The following is a 20,353-nucleotide window of genomic DNA, read 5'->3' as shown; positions in this document are numbered from 1 at the left end:
ACACTCTTTATTAGCGAATTACTACAGTCACCATTAACATAAAGTATATACTTACTACAAATAAGCAACAAAGAAGAAAAGATAGAATCATCGATGCTTTTTTGAAAAAGGATAATACAATTAAGCCCATAAATAAGATAGAAAGGAAAAGGAAACATACTGAATTTAAGTTTATAACAAAGCCAATTGTATGAGTAGAATTGATAATGCCATCGTGAAATAGATGGAATAAAGGCGATATTGCATCACTCGTTAATTGAGTTCCATGTGGTGGTGATTTCTGCGAAAAAGCAGCAGTTATTGTAAAAATCGCAAATAAAATCAATCCTTCTACTCGTATCCAAGGAATCGGATTGAATGTAGCATCTTTTGATATTTTATATTTTACAAAGAAGCCATTAACAAAGGCATAAAAAACAAGTGGCAGTAGGAATAAATGTTTCATTAATAACCCTTGTCCATACGAAACCATCCACGAATCAAAATACCCATCGATCATTAAATCCATCAGGAACAATCCACTAAGTATTACAGCTACTAAACAGCCAAAAGCGACATTTGTAAACCAGCTTAAAAACTCAAGCCAATTTCTATGATTGAGAGAACACCAGCCAATAACTAGCAAAACGCCAACCCAAATACTTACAGCTGCTAAATGAAGAAAATCACTTATCATTCCTACTATTGGATCTATAGCACTTGCATGGCTGGACCAAGCAACTGTAAGTATTAAGAAAAATATTAGTATTGCTCCTAAAATAGCGAAATTTCTCTTTTCGGCAGATTTCACCAAGGCAATTAATAGTATTAATACAATGGAACCGAGAAAGGTAAAATCCCAGGCAGTTCCAATTGTATAGGTAGTTAAGACAATCTTTAATGATTCAAATAGACCTAAGCGTGGAGCAATATATAAAGTAATATCAAGTACAGGAATAAACGCGAAAACAGGCAGAGATATGGCGCAAATTAGTAATAAGCGCTTTGGAATCTTAATATCTGGACGATATTTTATTGGAACAAGCATAAGAATAAAACTTCCTGTTAAGACCGAAAAGCATAAATACAAAAGTGTCTGACTAATTAATACTAATATAGTCATTATCATTTCTTTCTTTTAGTAAGTAAGAAGAAAATTACTGCTATAATGATAACTAATAGTACAATAAGAATAACTGTCATAGAAGATGATTCTTTCTCTTTCTCCACTTCATCTGATGGAGCTGCTTGTTCTTTACCTTCTGTCGATTGCACTGCTGATTCATTAGTTACTGATGGTTTCTCTTGTACTTCTTCTACAGATTCTGTGACGGGAACATTTACAGTAAAAGAGAACTTACCTTCTAAGGGGTGACCATCTGCACTAATAATGCTCCAATTTACTTGATATTTCTCATTTGGCAGCGGTTCTGAGACAGTACCTGTTAATGTACCATCACCAATAATAATTTCTTGCAGTTCTATTGCTTTTCCTTTTGTTGTTGTTATATCTATATAGCTTCCTTGTTCAATTTTTCCATCAAATTCAAGAACAATTTCTTTTAATGGCTCTGATATGATGTCACCATCAGCTGGATTCGATCCCCCTAAATGAGAATGAGCAAACACATTAGTAGAAATAGACATGGCTAGTAAAACTGCTGCTATCGCGATAAAAATACGTTTCATAATACCTCCTCCTAACTTTCCGCTATTACCATAAGGAAAATGTTATTATTCATTTTCTTCATTTAGTTTAACTAATAAATGTGAATTATGTATGAAGTAACTTAAATAATTTAAAAGAAATTTATTAATACCCATCTACAAAATTTACTGTCTACACAATTTCAATGACAATGTTGGGATGATTGGATTGGTTAAAGGGTATTACTATGAAGTGGATGGATCGTATGTTCGAATTGTAGTCTTAGTTGTTGATTCTTATTATTGTAAAAAAGGGATTGGAATAACACTAATAGAAGAAGCTGTATGCTGGGCAGAACAATTGGAGCAACTGGAACTTTGGACTTACAAAAAACGAGATTTGAAGAAAATTGATATCTTTCCGTTAGAGAACTGACTTCTTTTTATATGATGTCACTATAAATTTGTTAAAATACTGGTTATAGAATTAAACAAGAGATCGTAGAGATCCCTTGTTTAATTTACACCTAATTTTCTGCTAATTCCTTCCTATTCGGAGCGTGTGGCGGTTCTTCCATCCATCCCCTTTCTATCAAAATGTCAGTGCCCTGCTTCCCGTACTGCAAGATTTCAGGAATTAGTTTTGAATATTCATTAGCAAGGTCTATTCGTGCTGATGTAGCTAATGCATGGCCAATATAGGTTATTCCTTGTGTATTTAGTATAGTTACAAGGTTCATGATGAGCTTTTCAGAAAAAGGAGATACCTTAGAAGTTGATACTTCTGAGTTAATCATTATAGTGCCCAGAAGATCTTCCTTGATTAAAGTATCGTTTAGGAAATGAATTTGTTTTTGAGCTAATTCCTTACCTTTTATCAAAAGTTTCTTTATTTGATCATCCTTTACAACTTGAATAAATCCAGTGAGAAGGACTAAAGCAAAATAGTTTCTTTCAATGTTAAAGAATATTTCAGATAGTTCAAGAACATTTAGAGGGCGTTTCTTTTCGAACCACTTAGATAAAAATGTTTCTTTCTTATTAACGAATTCAACTTTATCTGGATAAGGGATCATTGTTGGGCGATCGTATATCCCTTTAGAAAGCATTAGATTTACTGATGTATTATAAAGATCCAATGTGGAAGTTAAACACTGAGAGAAAAAAGATCGTATATCTTCGCGGGCAACATTAGAAATTAGCATACTATAGGTCATTAAACCTATACGACTCATCCCGTAAACATAGCTTACAGGAAATAAATCGAAAAACAAAGGTGGAGCTGAAAGATCAATGTCTTCATCGGAAAATCCGTTAGGAATAGGGAATTTCTCCTTTTCAAAAATATTCTTGATTTCATCAATATGTTTTTGTGATATATCTAATGTTAGCTCAATTAATGGTTTAACATCCTCATTGTTAGACTGTTGCAGAAAATGCTTAGAGAGACAGATAGACAAGCTATCATTTAAATAGGTAGACCACAATCCTGCAATTTCTGTTGATGTTAAACCTACATTATGTTTTGTATTCATTTAAAATCTCCTCTTAAGATTAGACTTTTCTAATTTAAGTATTACTCATACCAAAACAACTTATTCTTCCATTCATTTTTCACTAGAATAAGCAAAAAAAAGAAAAATCTAAAAAGATTTGAATAAGATTGCACTAGCGTGGGAGAAAAAAACTTTATACAATAATCACTTATCGTTTTCCTAAAACAATAAATATTAATAAGAAGTACTAGGTTTTTTATTGACTAATCAGTCCAGAATGAATAAAATAATATTTAGAAAGGAGGTAAGGAAAACAAATGGCAAGAAATAAAGAATTTGATCCGTCTATTGTGTTACATAAGTCAATGGAAATTTTTGGACATTACGGCTATGAAGGAACTTCGCTGCAAAACTTAATAGAGGGTTTAGGAATCGCACGTCAAAGTTTATATGATACTTATGGGACAAAAAGGGATCTGTTTATTTCTGCAGTAAAACATTATATTAATGGAAAAAGTGCTGCTGTTATCTCGTATTTGGAGAGTCCTGGATCAGTAAAAAAGGCAATTAGTGAAATTTTCAATGAGGGCATAAATGTCTTAAAGGATGATGCAAGACGTAAAGAATGCTTTATAATGGATAGTGCAATCGCTCAAATACCTCATGATTTGGAAATCGCGGAGTTTTTCAACCAAGATTTAAAACGGTTAGAAATAGCTTTTTATAAAGCATTAGTACGCGCTCAAGAACAGGGGGAACTTGGGGATCATAAAGACTTAAATGCTCTGGCTAAGTATCTGAATCACTCCAGATATTCATTAACACAGGTAGCAAAGTTATCATCGGATCATAAAGTACTAGATGAATTTGTTTCTGTTGTTCTCACGACAATGGACTAAAAAAGTGAAGCTAATTAAACGGCTTCATTCTATTTTGACCGTTTTTGACTGTTCAGTCTAAAATGTGAATTTTATATGCATTGTATTAATTATTTTTTTATGCAAATTATAGACTGTTTGGTCTAAAAAGAGAGGAAGAATTTTTAATGAAAGAAAAGAAATTTAAGGGGTTAGCTCTAACTCTATTGGCTATATCTCAGCTAATCTTAGCACTTGATTACACGATTATTTTTGTTGGTTTGCCGTCTATTGCTTCTGAATTAGGCTTCTCTGCGAATTCATTACAATGGGTAGTAAGTGCATTTTCTCTAGTTTATGGGGGATTATTACTAATCGGAGGAAGATTGTCAGATTTATTGGGAAGAAGAAAGATGTTTATAATAGCAACCGGATTATTCGGTTTCGGGTCTCTGCTTGGAGGTTTAGTAAATTCTGATATGATGCTCATTGTAGCAAGAGGTATACAAGGACTAGGTGGAGCACTATTATCTCCTGCAACTCTATCATTGATTATGTCAAACTTTAAGGAAGGTAAAGAAAGAAACCATGCGATGTCAGTATGGGCAGCAATGGGGGGAGTTGGCTTATCTCTTGGGTTATTGCTCGGTGGTTTGTTAACAAATTATTTTGGATGGGAAGCAATTTTCTTAGTGAATGTACCAATCACCATTTTAGTTATTATACTGGCTCCAATTGCTCTTCAAGAGAGTAAAGTTACTTCAACTACACGTCATTATGATTTAGCTGGAACTGTTTCAGTGACAGCAGGAATGATTTTAGTGGTATATTATCTAATTCAATCGCCACTTGAGGGCTGGACAAATCAGACAACAATCATTCCTGGATTTATAGGATTTTGTTTACTTTTATTGTTTGTAATAATTGAGAAACGTACGAACGAACCATTAATACCATCTAGTTTGATTCGTATCCGTAGTTTAGTCAGTGCTACTATCAGTGCCGCTTTGTTTTCTGCATCTTTTGGAACACTTTACTATTTTTTAACTCTTTACACGCAAGAAGTATTACATTACTCTGCGATTCAATCAGGTGTGAGCTTTCTGCCTTTAACACTCAGTGCTTTAGTAGGTTCAAAGTTTATTAATAGAATGATTAGTTTAATAGGGATTGCTGGAACTATGGGAACTGGAATGGCACTAGGAGCGATAGGCTTTATTATTCTTACCCAATTAACTGTATACGGCTCTATTTGGGCAATGATAGTAGGCACTATTATTATAGGTTTGGGTCAAGCTTTTGTATTTACAACCATGTTTATTGCTGCTAGTTTAGGTATTGAAATGAAACAACAAGGTATTGCATCTGCTATTATAAACACAGGTCAACAAATTGGCTCTGCAGTTGGGTTGGCTGTAATTATGGCGATCGTTTCAGCTACCTTCAATACCAGTGGTTCTTTGGAACAAATGGGGAAGGCCCTTTTGACCGATGCTGTTCGTATGGCGTTGATTATTGAAGCTATAATTGCCCTTGTCGGGTTATTAGTAGCATTTACTTTAAGACAAAAGAAATCGTCTTCCTTGGTAACAAATAAATAAATTGATAAATGTTCCTGAGGAAATGGAAAAAACATGATTAGAAATATTATCGGTATTATCCTAATACTCATAAGTTGTGCGATTCTCGTAATCAATAAAGTTTATCTAGAACCAAATGGATTGAAAGTTATTCCATATTGGATTTTTGTAGTATGTGCTTGTTTAGGTGGTTACATCCCAGATTATAAGTCAAAAAAAGAGAAATAACGATTGCTTTTATTGTGCGAAATGTTTCTAGATAACTATTATAAATAATTTCTTAATCAAGAAAAGGGCGCTTTTTTTGAATAAAAAGGAGAAAACAAGTTAGACATGTCTAATGTTTTCTCCTTTATTTTTATGGATTAATAATATCTAGTTTTTATAAAATTTTTCTAATTGATCGTAAAATACGAACGGAGCAGCATTCCTGGAATTATAGAACCAAACAATATCATATAATTAGAGCTCAAGATGATCGAGGAATAGAATTTGGTTCTACTTGCTCATGAATAAATAAATTGAATCCTTTTAGCATAATGAATAAAGCTTTTTTAGATTTATATTATTAAGAGTTTTATTAAAATCGAAAATAAGCTAATTTGCATCTATGGTTCCATGTTTAATATGTTTGTATAGGGTGCATTTTTGCTACAAGAATGGCGCACTTTTTTGTGTTATATAATTGACCAAAATCTAGGTATCAAGATTGAATTTTAGTTTTTATTGCAAATGCAATAAAAGAGGAATAAAATTGACATACACCTTTCTGTTGCATTTGCAATGAAATTTACGCTGAGGGGGTTAATTATGAAAGAGATACTTCGTGAAATCGGAATGATAGCAAGGGCATTAGATTCTATAAGTAATATAGAATTTAAAGAATATGACCTTACAAAAGGGCAGTATTTGTATCTTGTCCGAATATGTGAAAATCCAGGAATTATTCAAGAGAAGTTAGCTGAAATGATAAAAGTAGATCGAACAACAGCATCTCGCGCAATAAAAAAGCTTGAAATGAATGGTTTTATTGAAAAAAAAGGTGATAGACATAACAAAAAAATTAAAAAGCTCTTTCCAACAGAGAAAGGGAAAAATGTCTATCCTTTTATAAAAAGAGAAAATGATTATTCCAATATTGTTGCATTAGAGGGATTTTCCGAAATAGAAGCAGAAACCATTTTCAATCTTCTCCAAAGAGTAAGAGAAAATATAGAAAAAGACTGGGAATATGTAAAGAAGGGAAACAAGAGAAATTATTGATTATCTAAAGGAGCGAAATACTTAAATGACTATAAAGATTAAAAAGTGTACCCTAGAAGATTTACCCCACCTTCAAGAAATTAGTTATGAAACATTTAATGAAACATTTAAGCATCAGAATTCACCTGAAAATATGAATGCCTATTTGGAAAAGGCGTTTAACGTTAAACAATTAGAAAAAGAATTATCTAATAGTTGTTCGCAATTCTTATTTGTTTATTTTAATCATGAAATCGCTGGATATTTAAAGGTAAATACCGATGATGCTCAGTCGGAAGAAATGAATGACGAATCGCTTGAAATCGAGAGGATATATATTAAGAATAAATTTCAAAAACATGGACTTGGGAAATGTCTGCTAAATCATGCTATAGAAATTGCAGTAGAACTTAATAAAAAGAAAATCTGGCTAGGCGTTTGGGAAAAAAATGAAAATGCGATTGCCTTTTATAAGAAAATGGGATTTGTTCAAACAGGAGCCCACTCATTTTTTATGGGTGATGAAGAGCAAATAGACTATATAATGACTAAACCACTCAATTAAATTGAAAGGTGGATTTGTATGTATATTCCAAAGTATTTTAAGGTCACCAATGTAGAAGAAATTTGGGATTTTGTTCAGAAAAACTCCTTTGGCACGGTTATCACAACAGAGCAAGGGAAACCAACAGCCACTCATTTGCCTTTAGGTTTAAATAAAATGGGTGATGATTACTATATTACCGGGCATATGGCTATTGGAAATCCTCAATGGAGAGCATTTGAAACATGTGATAATGTGCTTGTTATGTTTCAGGGACCGCATGCATATGTTTCTTCTTCCTGGTATTCCCATAAAAACGTACCAACTTGGAATTATCAGGCGGTCCATATGTATGGAAAAGGAAGTATTTTAGAGGAATATGAGTTAATAGAAGATTTAAAGAGAATGTTAGAAAAATATGAACAACATCGTGAAAATCCGGTTTTATGGGATAACCTTTCTCCTGACTTAATAGAAACCCAGCTAAAAGGTATTGTTGGTTTTAAGATTAAAGTCAAAGAAATCCAAGCAGCTTATAAATTAAGTCAGAACCGAAATGAAACGGATTATATTAACATAATTGAAAAATTACAAGATGAAGTGAATCCAAATTCGAAACAAATGGCAAAACTGATGGAAAAGAGATTAAAAAATCGAAAGTAAATTTCAAGTGGAAAAACCCTCCCTTTTGATCGAATTAACCAATGATATCCAAGTATCATTTGAGTATATCTTCTAAATGGAGAAGGTTAAAGGATAGTAAACATTTATTGTACTAACAGGCGCATTTCTGGAGCAGGAAATGTGCCTTTCTTAGTTAATTGGGTCAGATTGTTGAGGATTTAAAATAAATTACGAAATTAAAAAATATGTATTGAGCTAAAGAGAAGAGTTAATTGAATAAAGAATGAGGCTAGGGAACACTATAATGAGGTGTTTTCTATAAAAACTTACATCGTATTAATGGCAGTCATATTTCTTATGATTCATTCTAACAATGAACAAGCGGAAATTGAAGGATATGAAATTGTTAGTAGGAACGAAAAAGTGAACATAACGCTGTATGCTAAGAAAATTAATGGATTATTTATGGATTTTAAAATAAATTTTAAAGGTAGAATATACTTAAAACCTTTTTGGATTAGTGAAACGAACCCTACCTATGCTCCACAAATTATTTACAAGGACATCAATAAAGACCAAAATCCAGAGTTACTCATAATTTTGACAAAGGGTTATGGTACAGGTCTCTTATGGGAAGATGTTTATGTTTTTGAGACAATGAATAATCGCTTTAATTTAAGCGAAGAAATTGTTGATAATCCTTTAGCAATTATCCATAAGAACGTAAAAACCAAGATAAATGCAGAAAAAGCAGAGGTAATTGTTGGTGACAAAAAATGTACTGTTGACATAACCCCTTTAGAAATCAAACTCGAGAACATATTTGATGATATAAGTTTTGGAAGTATTATTGATTATGAAGTTAGAAACAATCAACTAACTGTAAGTGTGGCTGGACAAATATCTCCTGCCAGTTTTGCAGGAAGTATAATAATTGTTTATGAGCATCGAGATAAAATGTATCAGGCAAAATCAGTAGAATTTATACCATACAAATAAGTGTGATAGGGGATCAAAAGCTCTATCTCTTTCGACCAACGCAGAAAACCCAAATTAAAAAAGACCAATCTGTCGACCCATAAATGTAAAAAAAATCATAAATAAGTTCAACCAATACAAACTTTTATCTGGGAAGGATTAGCGCTTGTTTTGGTGAAACTATAGGACTTACATGGAGTCTTGATTAATACCGTGTTAGCGAAATCGGACAGTTGAAGAAGCAACTTTTGTTTGAGAATTACCGTCTATACGATAAAGGAGAAAATGAGATGGTACATAAACTATATTATGTTTTGTTTACATTCACTATATTTACTCTTTTAGGATGCTCGAATGGTGAGGAAATAACCAAAGTAACTATTGACAGTATTGATGCGGATGAAGTATTAGCATTAGATCCTGAAGCTGATATTTTTCAGTATGATGGAGTAATTTTCAAGACTGATGTTGACTGGGTCGAAGAACTATCGTTAACAAAAGACCATCAAATCGGTAAAATAAAATCGAGAAATGAGACTAATAAAGACTTCAAAGATGAAATGTCGAATAAACTACCTGTTGGTGCAAAGATTTACTCTGCTAAGGAAAGAGGAGATATTTTAATTGTTGAATCCGAAGGGAAGATTTTAAAATATCTTGCAATCGTTGAAGGGTAATCTTATATATATCTATCAACATCTAAGGTCGCTTGCATTTTAAGGTAAGATAGTTGAAAATCGTTTTGAAATATATAGTGAAGAGAGACGATTAAATGAACGAAGCAGGATGATAGTTTAATAGTAGTTTACTTCAAATGTGATAGTCATTATAAAAGGAAGGTTATATTATGAAAATAAAGAGAGAAATTATTATCGTAATGTTTTCTATTGTATTTTTACTGTTATTGGCTGCATGTGAAAGCTCATCCAAAGAGTCAAGTGCTGCTTTGGACAATAACTCACAAAATAGCCATTCATCACAAAACACTAAGGACTTTTCTACTAACATTGATTCTAAGGAAAATGTTTTAAACAAAGACAACAATAATGGAGAAACCTCAGGGAATGTCAATCCTAACGAAGAAGAGGATATATCAAACAATGTGCCAACGAAAGATGAAGATTCCTCTAATCGTTCTACAGCAAATCTAAAGGAAGTGTACTTAAAGAAATTAAATGAGGCTAAAATAGAAGTGGAAAAAATGGAAGCAGAAGATACATCGACATACGCTTTAAAAAAGGTGGAAAATGATAGATTTGATGTTTGGGATGCCTTGTTAAATGAAATTTATGGTGTCCTGAAGGAAGAACTTACGCCAGAAAAGATGGATCAATTGAGAACAGAACAACGGAATTGGATAACCTATCGAGATGATAGTGCAAAAGAGGCATCCTTAAAATTTCAAGGTGGTACGATGGAACATTTAGAATATGTGGCAGTGTTAGCAAACCTTACTGAAGAAAGATGCTATGAAATAGTTGAAGATTATATGAAGTAATTTTTCATCGCTTACCAGAAATCCTTCAGGAGAACAGTTCGTTTAGTAGTGAAATTTTCAAGTAAAATCAATGGATTGCAAGAGTTGTATAGTGAAGCCAGCTTTTCATCCTTTACTATAAATTTGTTTGTTTAGAAATATTTCTAGCAAATAGTCTTCCTGCAGTATTTTTGCCATGTATTTATTCATTATTAGTTCATTTTTGGATGGAGATGGAATTTTTTAAATCCGTTATTGGCTTGAATCCTGCATCAAGAATTACACTTTTTCTTTATGTTAAGGGTAATTTTATGGTGGAAAATTCCCAATAAGAAGGACAACATAAGATACGAATTAATGGAGGTGATACAAATGATATTAGTAAGTTCTTGTTTAGCAGGATTAGAGGTAAGGTATAACGGTACACACAGTTTAGATCATAAGATACGTAGACTATTAGAAGAGAATAAGGCTATTACTGTATGCCCTGAATTGCTTGGTGGATTTTCAACTCCTAGACAACCAGCTGAGATAATAGGTGGTAATGGAGAAGATGTATTAGATGGAAAAGCTAAAGTGGTCGAGATAACGGGTAGAGACGTTACAGAATTATACATAAAAGGAGCTTACTTAACACTAAAGAAGGCAATAGAGATCGGAGCATCTATAGTGGTTCTTAAAGAATATAGCCCATCCTGTGGCAGTTCAATGGTTTATAATGGTGAATTTAAAGGGAAGAAAATTGCTGGCAACGGGGTTACAACTGCTTTACTCAAAAGAAATGGATTACAAGTAATTTCAGAAGAGCAGTTTTCTGATAATATCCTTTGAAATATGTATAAAAATTAACTGCAATTAAACCAGCTAATAGGGGCAGCATCGTGAAAATGAGGATTTACAACTCAAAGCAAATCACAATATAACAAGCCTAAATTCCCAGTATTATATGTGAGAATTTAGGCTTTAGACTTCATTAGTGCAGTGCACCCGTTCGTTGAAGATCATTTGTAGCTTTAGATAGATATTGATAGAAAGATTCCCTCTAATCTATATTTAACATCCATACAAAAGCTTGGAAAGATTTTTTGCTTCGTTTGACAACTATTTGATTTTTACTATTATTTTCCCTTTTGCCCTTCCAGCCTCCGCATATTCCATCGCTATTTGAGCATCTTCAAAAGGAAAAACTTTATCAATTACAGGTTTGATTTTACCGGCTTCAATATGGTTTGCGATTATACGTAATTGTTCTCCACTTGGCTTCATAAACAAAAATGTATATTGTACATCATGCTTTTTTTCAAGCGCAGTAAGTTTATGACTTGCCGCTGAAAACAGCAGCGTTTTAAAAAATCCGGAACCATATTCTTTCCCGAAACGGGCATTCGGCAAACCCGAAACGGAAACGATTTTACCTCCGTCTTTTAAAATATTGAATGATTTTTCGAGTGTCTCGCCTCCAAGTGTATCAAATACGGCATCATAGTTTTCCAGTATCTCTTCAAATTTTTCTGTCTTGTAATTAATAATCTCATCTGCACCTAAAGATTTTACTAAATTCGTACCAGCTTCACTTGCAGTTGTTGCAACAGCGGCACCCATTGCTTTAGCCAGCTGAATCGCAAAGGTACCGACACCACCAGCCCCAGCTTGAATCAAAATTTTTTTTCCCTTTTGTAATTGCAAAATGTCTGTTAGTGCTTGATAGGAGGTTAACCCCACAAGCGGGATCGATGATGCTTCTTCAAAGCTCAAATTTTTCGGTTTTAAGGCAATGTCATCCTCGTGAATAGCAATATATTCAGCAAAAGTCCCGATTTTACTCTTACGTGGACGAGCGTATATTTCGTCGCCAACTTTAAAACGAGTCACTTTTGCGCCAACCTTTGCAACGACACCAGAAAAGTCATTCCCTAAGATAAGAGGCATTTTATATTTAACTAACAATTTCACCTTCCCATCGCGGATCTTAAAATCAATAGGATTAATACTAGCAGCATGAATTTCTGCGAGTACTTCATATTCACCAATTTCAGGTGTGGGCAGTTCTGCCAAACGCATCGGGACTTTCCCGTATTTATCAATAACCATTGCTTTCATTGCTTATCCCTCCGAAATTCCATCATTTACATAAAAGTTCTGCATGAACGTATCAATATCCAAGACAAGCGTTTTTAATAAATCTAATTCTGAACGTACGTTAATATAATAAAAGTTTTTTGTCCCTTCTTTACGCATTAAAATAATACCAGCATCACGCAAGATTTTAAGATGATGGGACACCGCAGGGCGGGAAAGATGTGTTTGTTCCGTGATTTCACCTACACGCAAGCCTGTTTGGCAGTCTGTTCCCATTAAAACGAGCAAAATCGCTTGACGTGTTTCATCCCCAATCGCTAATAGTACTTTTTGACAATTAATAAAATCCTCTTTGATCATTTTTAGTTGGTCCTGTTTATTCATTCAGTAAAATACCTCCAAAAATCAGTTTAATGGTTTAAGTTGATAAACCATATAGCTGATTTCAACAATATACGATTGTTATGATAGGTGCAACATTGAGAAAGCAAATCGAGACGAATACAACTTAGAGGGAATGATAATAAACCATTAATGACTCTATACGGAAGCTGGAAATATTTTGGAAAGCGAAGATTGTGAAGCAGGATTTTCGTATATAGAAAGAGAATTAATGAAACAATTGGTCAATTGGAGTGAGGGAAAAATGGGTGAATACATAAAGGATATAAGAGAACTTATTGGCAGCAGGCCATTTATTATAGTTGGTTCTACAATTATAGTTATGAATAATAAAAAAGAGATTTTATTTCAGCATCGTTCTGATACAAAAGAATGGGGGTTGCCAGGTGGGGCAATGGAAATTGGTGAAAGCTTAGAAGAAACTGCTGAACGTGAACTCTTCGAGGAAACGGGTCTTCAAGCAAAGAGTTTAAAGTTTATTGATATTTTGTCAGGAAAAAATCTTTACTTTAAATTTCCAAATGGTGACGAAGTCTATAATGTTATTTGTGTTTTCTTAGCACAAGATTCAAGCGGTGAGTTAGCAATGAATGATGGTGAAAGTTTGGATTTAAAATATTTCTCAATTAAGGAATTACCTTCTCGACTTGATGAAAGGGCGAAGTTAATTATTGAAAAACATTTTATTTAGGTTATCTTATTTTTTGAACTAATGGGATTTTAATATTGGAGGTAAAATTTGGTTAATGCAATGCAGGGAAAACATCTAAAGATAGACTTACGCACTTTTCAATCAACAAATTGATACTAAAAGAATTTGCAAAATTAAGAGAGTTTTATGAAAAGAGGAGAAAAATAATGGAATTTCAATTCGTTCTTTTAATTTTTCCTGCAATGGTTATTGTAGCTTCAATAATTGGAATATTTTTGTTTAAAAAATGGTTTGTGGTGCCTGCATTAACATTAATTGTTTTTACATTCTTGTTGTTTACAGTATTTAATGAATCCTTTTTAATCTGGGTGGTGGTCTATACAATTCTGTCGGTTATTATTAGTTTGATCGTGCAATTAATAAAAAGATTAGTAAAATCATAGATAAATAAGTTTGTTCCTAAAAAGAATCGAGATGTTTGTAAAATCATACTGGATATCAAGGTGAGATATTCGAAAATTGGAGGAATGCAAAATGCCAAATAACTTAGTTTCTTTAGATAGCGTATATGAAGTATCTATAGCAATGAGTAAAGATGCAGACAAAATATTAGACCTTCTAAAAGATGTTGCAAAATGGCTAAAAGAAAAAGGGATAGATCAATGGGGATTCCTAGCGGCTGGAGGGGAAGATGATGAAGTAAGACAAGCAATAAATAATAATAATACTTATATTGTAAAAAGAGATGGAGTGATTGTGGCTACGTTTACGCTGTATCCGACTCAGAGCTCTTGGGATAAATATACGTGGGGAAATTTAAATGATGGGGCTGTATACCTGCATAGACTAGCCATTAGTCGAACTAAAATCGGTTCTGGTTTAGGAAAAAAAATTTTACAATGGATGGAAACTATTCTTGAAAAAGAAGGGAAAAATTCCTTAAGATTGGATTGCGTAGGGAATAATAGTAAATTAAATGAATTTTATCGTAATTATGGCTTTGAAAAAGTTGGTAATGCTGATGGACATTCTTTGTTTCAAAAGAACATATAAGCGAGTTTATTATAATAAAGTCAGAGAAAGATTATAAAAGTAAATTAAAGTATATTAAGCATAGCAATTAAGTATTGATTTTTGAAATTTTAATTGATATATTTTTTGTAATATTACAGAAGGGAGTGAGATAACGCAATGATAAATTTCATGAAGATAACCTTGGAAATTAAATATATTGCCTCTCACTCATACGGATTAAATTAGTTAAAAGTTGGATGATTTGTCGTATGATTTGAGCTTGGGCAATATAAAGCACAGGCTTTTTTGTTATGGATTAAACATTTTGAGCCACAGGGTTATTTAATATAATTCTGTGGTTTTTTTGTTTGATTAATAAAGATTTAATTCCAGTTGGTATTTTCAAAAAAGATATTGAGAAGTAAATAAATAAAAAATCGTAGGGAGTTGTCTATTTATTATGTTGAAATTAAAATATCTTTTTGACAATGTGAATTTAGCAGAAATGTTATTGAATAACTGGGAATATGATGAGAAATCTATCGACTTATTTAAATACTATAGGATATCTTCAAATGCTATTTATCCTTTTCAAAACCAAGGCAGGACTCAAATGTTAAGATTTTCTCCAATGTCAGAGAAGCTGAAAAATAATATTTTAGCAGAACTAGAATTTATTTCTTATTTAAGTTCAAAACAGTATGGTGTTCTAGAAACAGTTGCATCAAAAAATGGAGAAGAACTTGTTGAAGCACAAACCCCATGGGGCGATTACTTTGCTTCTGTATTTAAACGTGTAGCAGGCATTCAGCTTGACAGGACTGAATTAAATGATAGGATCATCTTCAATTATGGAAAAGCATTAGGAAAACTTCATCAATTATCTAGTAAATATAAACCTATAAAAAACAAGAGATGGTCATACAGTGACGTGTTAAATTGGATTCAAACAATTCTAATAGATTTTCCAAATGAAACATCAGCTTTAATGGAAACAAAATTACTCCAAGTCTATTTTGATTCTATTCCTATTACAAAAAGCAATTTTGGACTGATTCATTATGATTTTGAATATGATAATGTATTCTATGATGAAAAGTCCCAATCCTGTAACATAATTGATTTTGACGATGCTATGTATCACTGGTATGTAATGGATATTGTACAAGCTCTTGATAGTTTGCAAGATTGTATACCAGCTGATATATTTCAGCAAAAACAACAATGCTTTATGGATGGATATCGTACAGAATATGAACTTTCAGATGATATGCTATCTTTATTACCAGCTTGCAGACGCTTTGCTAATTTATATGGGTATATTCGTGTATTAAGATCAGTAGAGGAAAAGTGGGAGAATGAACCTGAGTGGTTAGTAAGTTTGAGAGAGGATTTGAAACAAGGGATGAAAAATGAATCTTCTTATTTTGGAATGGATATTTAATTTTAGAAATCCAATCGTTTAAAGTCTTTTAAAAAAGGACGCTTTCATTGAGTAAAGAAAGTGTTCTTTTTCTTTTATTGCAAGTGTTCTCGTGGTTTGAGTGTTTTCGATTGATGGATAATCAGCGTATAAATATGACTCTGGAATAAGGCTATGCCTGTTTTTACTTTGTTTCAATAGCTAAAGAATTACGAAAGAAAGGAAGTTGGAAGTGCACATATCATTAGGATTAAAAATTCTTGATGGGACACCAAATTATTTTGTTATAGAGGATATTGGCAGGGTATCCTCTATAAGACACTTTGAAAAACTTCTGCAAGAGATGATGGTGTACGTAAGAGAGAATGGAATTCAATCTGTATCAATCGTCTTAAACGAAAAAGAATCTGCGAATATTGAATATCTTGATCTGCTTAGGACTTTTGATTTTTGGCAGCAGGAGACACAATATTTTTATAAACGAGATCTGTCTTCTTTTAAACACAGCGGGAAAGGATTTATCGAAATAAAATCGATCGAACAAACATCCGCTGATTTATTTAAAGAGGTTTGGCAAGAAACTACCATAGGCATGTTAAATGCTTCTTCAACCCTTTCCGTTGAAAAGGAATTTATAGGAATGAAGTCGGAACTGGGTCATGATTATGCCAAAAGTTGTTTGATCGCATTTTATGGAAATAGTCCTATAGGCATCACCATGCCTCACATCGAACCGGGTACTGCTGATGAGGGCAGAATTTTTTATTTTGGGTTACTCCCCAGGTATCGGAGAAAAGGCTGGGGTTCAATACTTCACAAACTTTCATTGTATTTCCTTAAAAATATGGGAGCCTCTTATTATATCGGGGCAACTGGACATAAAAACATCCCCATGCAGCGCATCTTTCAGGTGAATGGTTGTCAAATGTTCGAAAAAAAATTCACCTATAGATTAAAAGGACATTCTAATTGAACTTTTGTAGATTATAGAGAGTGGGTTATTCTTTTATCGAAGGTAATATAATACTCTTTATTACTTCTGTGGCCAAAAGGGACAACTTTCAAAATAAATAAAATGTGTACAACAGCCAATAAAAAGTAAGTGATTTTCTAATTGTTGCTTCGGAGGTAAGAAGATTTGCAGAAGAAAAAAAGGAATATGAGAGCTTAAGTTAACCTATATTTCTATTTGGAACCTAGAGAATGAGAAAATATCAAGGCTGATTTATGAAATATATGATCTTGCGCTCGTCAATAAATGACGAGTTTTTTGTTTTGTAATTATAGAAATTCGGAAAGAAAATATTAGTTCATAAAAAGTCAATAAGTAAAACATTTAGCAAATTAATTAATTTTATTAGGTAAGTTTGCAGTTTCTATGGATTTTCACAGAACATTACTATGTTGGCATTCTTTTTTTTTCTGAGTGAACTGCATCACACTTTGAAGAAATTGCAGTCATTATTATAACTACTATGTAAGAAAAAAGGAGGAGAAATAGTGAAAAAAGTAAAGCTGAGTTTTATCATAATACTAGTGGTTCTGGGAGTAATACTCACAGGTTGTAGTACAGGGACCGATAAAAATTCTGAAGCCGAAGCAAATGCTAATGAAGTAAATAAGTCTTCAGACGAAAACAAGAGTTCAAGTGAATCCGACTTAGAAACATTCCATTTTTATTTTACTGCCAATGAGGGTGGAAGTATCTCCAAAATAGATGCAGCTACTGATAAGGTGGTAGATACAATCGATGTTGATGGTGTAGTCCATAATGTTCAGGTATCACCAGATGGAAAAATGCTAGGTGCTACAGTTATCCCAGGAGGGGGAGAGGGACACGGGGAAGATTCTCATGGGGAGTCAGATGGAAATGATACACACGGTGATTCACACGGGAAATCAAATGAAAGTAGTTCAAATAACGATCAATCACATGGGGGAGGCTCCATGGGAATAGCTCTGTTCTATGACATTGAAACAAATGAATTGTTAAATACTGTTGAAGTAGGCAGCCATCCAGCTCACTTTGTTTTCACAGAGGATGGGAAGTATGCATTAGTAACAAATTCGGAAGATAATAATATTTCAGTGATAGATATGAATAATTTTACTGTAACAGACACGATTATTACTGGAAAAGGCCCACACGGTTTTAGAATTTCCGCAGATAGTCAAAGGGCATATATTGCAAATATGAGCGAAGATACAGTGAGTGTTGTAAATTTAGAATTGTTAAAGGAAGAGAAAAGAATTAAGGTTGGTTCAACACCAGTTACAACAGGCATTACATCTGATGGTAAAACGCTTGTAGCTACTTTGAACGCAGAAAATATGCTTGCAATTGTAGATGTAGAAACGGAACAGGTTGAAAAAGTAGAAGTTGGAAATGGTCCTGCCCAAGTCTATATTGATGGAAACAATAAATTTGCATACGTTGCAAATCAAGGATCAGAAGAACTTCCATCAAATTCTGTTTCTGTAGTAGACCTAGCTGAAAAAAAAGTAACAGCTACGATTGAAACAGGGAAAGGTGCACATGGAGTTGTAACAAGCTCTGATAGCAAGCGGCTCTATGTGACAAATATGTTTGAAAATACGGTTACGATTATCGACACAGAACAAAATAAAGTGATTGATACAATTGAAGTCGGGGAAGTACCTAATGGGATTAGTATTATGAACTAGGGAATAAAAATAAATGAGTTCAAATAGCCGTTACCTAATAAAGGGTAACGGCTATTTGTTTGAAAAAACATGATAAGAGTGTTCTAAAGGTTTTAACTCCTATCTTTTTTGGACAAATTCTCGATATTCATATTGTCATCTTTAGTAAAATACTTCGAATTCGAGATATTTCTCTTGCGCTCCTTTCAATTGAGTGGTAAAGTGATAATGACGAAAGGGAGTGATGAACAATATGCACAAAAATACTCGCGGTTCGTTAATCTGGCTGCGGCTTACTCGATTTACACATCAAAGTAATTTACTATCAAATGACTTTTTAAAGCAATTTGATTTAACAACTGCACAATTTGATGTATTAATGCAAATTTCAACATATGAACCATTAACACAAAGTGAGCTAGCTGAGAAAGTCACAGTGACACAAGGTGGTATTTCGCGTATGCTCGCTCGACTTGAAAAAGAAGGACTCATTCAACGCAAGCAAGAGTGGAAAACGAAAACGATCTCGTTAACGAATAAGGGACGGGAAAAACTAGATAATGCCTTTGAGAATCAGCTTGAGTTTCAATCCTCATTCTTTGATGAGTGTTTATCAGAAGAGGAACAAAAAATGCTGTATTCTCTCATGTCACGTGTACAAAAAAATAGTGAAAAAAAGAAATTGCCGAACAGGTAATTTTTTTATCTCATCACTTGATTATTCAATTGATAATTAGGAGGAAAAACTTATGAATACAATTTCTGGACATCATCATATTTCAATGATTACAAAAAGTGCAAAACAAAATAACTACTTTTATCGTGACGTACTTGGGTTACGGCGAGTGAAAATGACGGTAAACCAAGATGATCCGTCGATGTATCACTTATTTTATGGAGATAAAACTGGAAGTGCCGGCACAGAATTATCTTTCTTTGAGATACCACTCGCAGGCCGCACATACCGAGGCACAAATGCGATCACCCAAATCGGTTTACTTATACCAACTGAAGCGAGCTTAATCTATTGGAAAAACCGTTTTGAGGAATATGGCGTACAACATAGTGAAATCACAACGTATGCCAATAAACCAGCCCTTCACTTTGAAGATTCTGAAGGTCTTCGCATGGTGTTACTTGTGTCGACAGGTGAGAAAGCCCGGCATTGGGAAACGTGGGAAAAATCAACCGTGCCAGTAGAACATCAAATTCAAGGAATGGGCTCCGTGGAAATGACGGTGCGCCGACTTGATAAACTAGCGAGTACACTTACCCAAGTTTTTGGCTATATAGAAGTTTCACGTATGGAAGATGAAGCAATTTTCCAATCAATACGGGGCCAAGTATTTGGTGAAATCGTTGTGAAATCTTTAGATGGTCCTTCTGAAAAACCAGGACGTGGCAGTATTCATCATTTAGCCATTCGAGTTAAAGATGAGGTAGAGCTTGCTTACTGGGATAAACAAGTACAAACACGCGGTTTCCATTCTTCGGGCATTGTGGATCGATTCTACTTTAAGAGCTTATACTTCCGTGAATCAAACGGGATTCTATTTGAAATTGCTACAGACGGACCAGGATTTACAATCGATGGGGATATTGAAACACTGGGTGAAAATTTAGATTTACCACCGTTTTTAGAAAGTCGACGTACTGAAATTGAAGAAAACCTACAACCAATTGGGGGGGATTAAT

The 20,353-nt window shown here is 33.5% G+C and carries 23 protein-coding genes; 18 read left to right on the top strand and 5 right to left on the bottom strand.

Annotated features, from left to right (window positions below; all coding sequences use genetic code 11):
* Positions 1 to 10: 10 nt before the first annotated feature.
* Entirely contained in the window at positions 11 to 1,027 is a 1,017-nt protein-coding gene (locus C1726_RS24935; RefSeq protein ID WP_180968299.1) for a copper resistance D family protein, read from the bottom strand.
* Positions 1,028 to 1,104: 77 nt separating this feature from the next.
* Complete coding sequence (locus C1726_RS24930) at positions 1,105 to 1,668, bottom strand: copper resistance CopC family protein (protein WP_102275616.1); 564 nt, start codon at positions 1,666 to 1,668, stop codon at positions 1,105 to 1,107.
* Positions 1,669 to 1,855: 187 nt separating this feature from the next.
* Between C1726_RS24930 and C1726_RS24925 the strand changes: the two genes are divergently transcribed.
* Positions 1,856 to 2,062 (top strand): hypothetical protein, encoded by a 207-nt coding sequence (locus C1726_RS24925; RefSeq protein WP_102275615.1) that lies wholly within the window; start codon positions 1,856 to 1,858, stop codon positions 2,060 to 2,062.
* A gap of 91 nt (positions 2,063 to 2,153) precedes the next feature.
* On the opposite strand, the gene C1726_RS24920 is transcribed toward C1726_RS24925, so the two are convergent.
* Positions 2,154 to 3,161, bottom strand: a complete 1,008-nt coding sequence (locus tag C1726_RS24920) for a DUF3231 family protein (RefSeq protein ID WP_102275614.1) — start codon at positions 3,159 to 3,161, stop codon at positions 2,154 to 2,156.
* 278 nt (positions 3,162 to 3,439) lie between these two features.
* On the opposite strand from C1726_RS24920, the gene C1726_RS24915 reads away from it, so the two are divergent.
* The 9 genes from C1726_RS24915 to C1726_RS24875 all read left to right on the top strand — a co-directional run bounded on the left by C1726_RS24915 (position 3,440) and on the right by C1726_RS24875 (position 11,255).
* The gene (locus C1726_RS24915) at positions 3,440 to 4,021 is read left to right on the top strand and encodes a TetR/AcrR family transcriptional regulator (RefSeq protein WP_102275613.1); all 582 of its coding nucleotides are present in this window, start codon (positions 3,440 to 3,442) and stop codon (positions 4,019 to 4,021) included.
* 146 nt (positions 4,022 to 4,167) lie between these two features.
* Entirely contained in the window at positions 4,168 to 5,580 is a 1,413-nt protein-coding gene (locus C1726_RS24910; RefSeq protein ID WP_102275612.1) for an MFS transporter, read from the top strand.
* Between the two features lie 789 nt (positions 5,581 to 6,369).
* Entirely contained in the window at positions 6,370 to 6,822 is a 453-nt protein-coding gene (locus C1726_RS24905) for a MarR family winged helix-turn-helix transcriptional regulator (protein WP_102275611.1), read from the top strand.
* 25 nt (positions 6,823 to 6,847) lie between these two features.
* A complete protein-coding gene (locus C1726_RS24900; protein WP_102275610.1) occupies positions 6,848 to 7,366 on the top strand; it encodes a GNAT family N-acetyltransferase in 519 nt (172 codons plus the stop codon).
* A gap of 18 nt (positions 7,367 to 7,384) precedes the next feature.
* Positions 7,385 to 8,008 (top strand): FMN-binding negative transcriptional regulator, encoded by a 624-nt coding sequence (locus tag C1726_RS24895; protein WP_102275609.1) that lies wholly within the window; start codon positions 7,385 to 7,387, stop codon positions 8,006 to 8,008.
* A gap of 318 nt (positions 8,009 to 8,326) precedes the next feature.
* Entirely contained in the window at positions 8,327 to 8,968 is a 642-nt protein-coding gene (locus C1726_RS24890; RefSeq protein ID WP_235822846.1) for a hypothetical protein, read from the top strand.
* 269 nt (positions 8,969 to 9,237) lie between these two features.
* Positions 9,238 to 9,624 carry a hypothetical protein gene (locus C1726_RS24885; RefSeq protein WP_102275608.1) on the top strand — a complete coding sequence of 129 codons (387 nt, stop codon included), beginning with the start codon at positions 9,238 to 9,240 and terminating at the stop codon, positions 9,622 to 9,624.
* A 170-nt stretch (positions 9,625 to 9,794) separates the two neighbouring features.
* On the top strand, positions 9,795 to 10,445 hold the full coding sequence (locus C1726_RS24880) for a lysozyme inhibitor LprI family protein (protein ID WP_102275607.1): 651 nt from the start codon (positions 9,795 to 9,797) through the stop codon (positions 10,443 to 10,445).
* Between the two features lie 351 nt (positions 10,446 to 10,796).
* The gene (locus tag C1726_RS24875; RefSeq protein WP_102275606.1) at positions 10,797 to 11,255 is read left to right on the top strand and encodes a DUF523 domain-containing protein; all 459 of its coding nucleotides are present in this window, start codon (positions 10,797 to 10,799) and stop codon (positions 11,253 to 11,255) included.
* Between the two features lie 270 nt (positions 11,256 to 11,525).
* On the opposite strand, the gene C1726_RS24870 is transcribed toward C1726_RS24875, so the two are convergent.
* Positions 11,526 to 12,524: an NADP-dependent oxidoreductase gene (locus C1726_RS24870; RefSeq protein WP_102275605.1), complete on the bottom strand. Its 999-nt coding sequence runs from the start codon at positions 12,522 to 12,524 to the stop codon at positions 11,526 to 11,528.
* A gap of 3 nt (positions 12,525 to 12,527) precedes the next feature.
* Positions 12,528 to 12,887 carry an ArsR/SmtB family transcription factor gene (locus tag C1726_RS24865; protein ID WP_102275604.1) on the bottom strand — a complete coding sequence of 120 codons (360 nt, stop codon included), beginning with the start codon at positions 12,885 to 12,887 and terminating at the stop codon, positions 12,528 to 12,530.
* A 262-nt stretch (positions 12,888 to 13,149) separates the two neighbouring features.
* Here C1726_RS24865 and C1726_RS24860 point away from each other — a divergent pair, with 262 nt between their 5' ends.
* The 8 genes from C1726_RS24860 (at position 13,150) to C1726_RS24825 (ending at position 20,352) form a co-directional block, all read left to right on the top strand.
* Positions 13,150 to 13,596, top strand: coding sequence for an NUDIX hydrolase (locus tag C1726_RS24860; RefSeq protein WP_102275934.1), 447 nt, complete (start codon positions 13,150 to 13,152; stop codon positions 13,594 to 13,596).
* 167 nt (positions 13,597 to 13,763) lie between these two features.
* On the top strand, positions 13,764 to 14,000 hold the full coding sequence (locus C1726_RS24855; RefSeq protein ID WP_102275603.1) for a DUF2651 family protein: 237 nt from the start codon (positions 13,764 to 13,766) through the stop codon (positions 13,998 to 14,000).
* Positions 14,001 to 14,091: 91 nt separating this feature from the next.
* Positions 14,092 to 14,610: a GNAT family N-acetyltransferase gene (locus tag C1726_RS24850; RefSeq protein WP_102275602.1), complete on the top strand. Its 519-nt coding sequence runs from the start codon at positions 14,092 to 14,094 to the stop codon at positions 14,608 to 14,610.
* Positions 14,611 to 15,031: 421 nt separating this feature from the next.
* Positions 15,032 to 16,015: a phosphotransferase enzyme family protein gene (locus C1726_RS24845; protein ID WP_102275601.1), complete on the top strand. Its 984-nt coding sequence runs from the start codon at positions 15,032 to 15,034 to the stop codon at positions 16,013 to 16,015.
* Between the two features lie 211 nt (positions 16,016 to 16,226).
* Complete coding sequence (locus C1726_RS24840; protein ID WP_102275600.1) at positions 16,227 to 16,967, top strand: GNAT family N-acetyltransferase; 741 nt, start codon at positions 16,227 to 16,229, stop codon at positions 16,965 to 16,967.
* 527 nt (positions 16,968 to 17,494) lie between these two features.
* Positions 17,495 to 18,679, top strand: a complete 1,185-nt coding sequence (locus C1726_RS24835; RefSeq protein WP_102275599.1) for a YVTN family beta-propeller repeat protein — start codon at positions 17,495 to 17,497, stop codon at positions 18,677 to 18,679.
* 232 nt (positions 18,680 to 18,911) lie between these two features.
* Positions 18,912 to 19,355 (top strand): MarR family winged helix-turn-helix transcriptional regulator, encoded by a 444-nt coding sequence (locus C1726_RS24830; protein WP_102275598.1) that lies wholly within the window; start codon positions 18,912 to 18,914, stop codon positions 19,353 to 19,355.
* Between the two features lie 52 nt (positions 19,356 to 19,407).
* Positions 19,408 to 20,352 (top strand): ring-cleaving dioxygenase, encoded by a 945-nt coding sequence (locus C1726_RS24825; RefSeq protein ID WP_102275597.1) that lies wholly within the window; start codon positions 19,408 to 19,410, stop codon positions 20,350 to 20,352.
* The last annotated feature ends 1 nt before the right edge of the window (position 20,353 follow it).

Source organism: Cytobacillus massiliigabonensis (assembly GCF_900199725.1).
In the GTDB taxonomy this organism is placed as follows: Bacteria; Bacillota; Bacilli; order Bacillales; family Cytobacillaceae; genus Cytobacillus; species Cytobacillus massiliigabonensis.
This window is presented reverse-complemented; position numbering and strand designations above follow the sequence as displayed.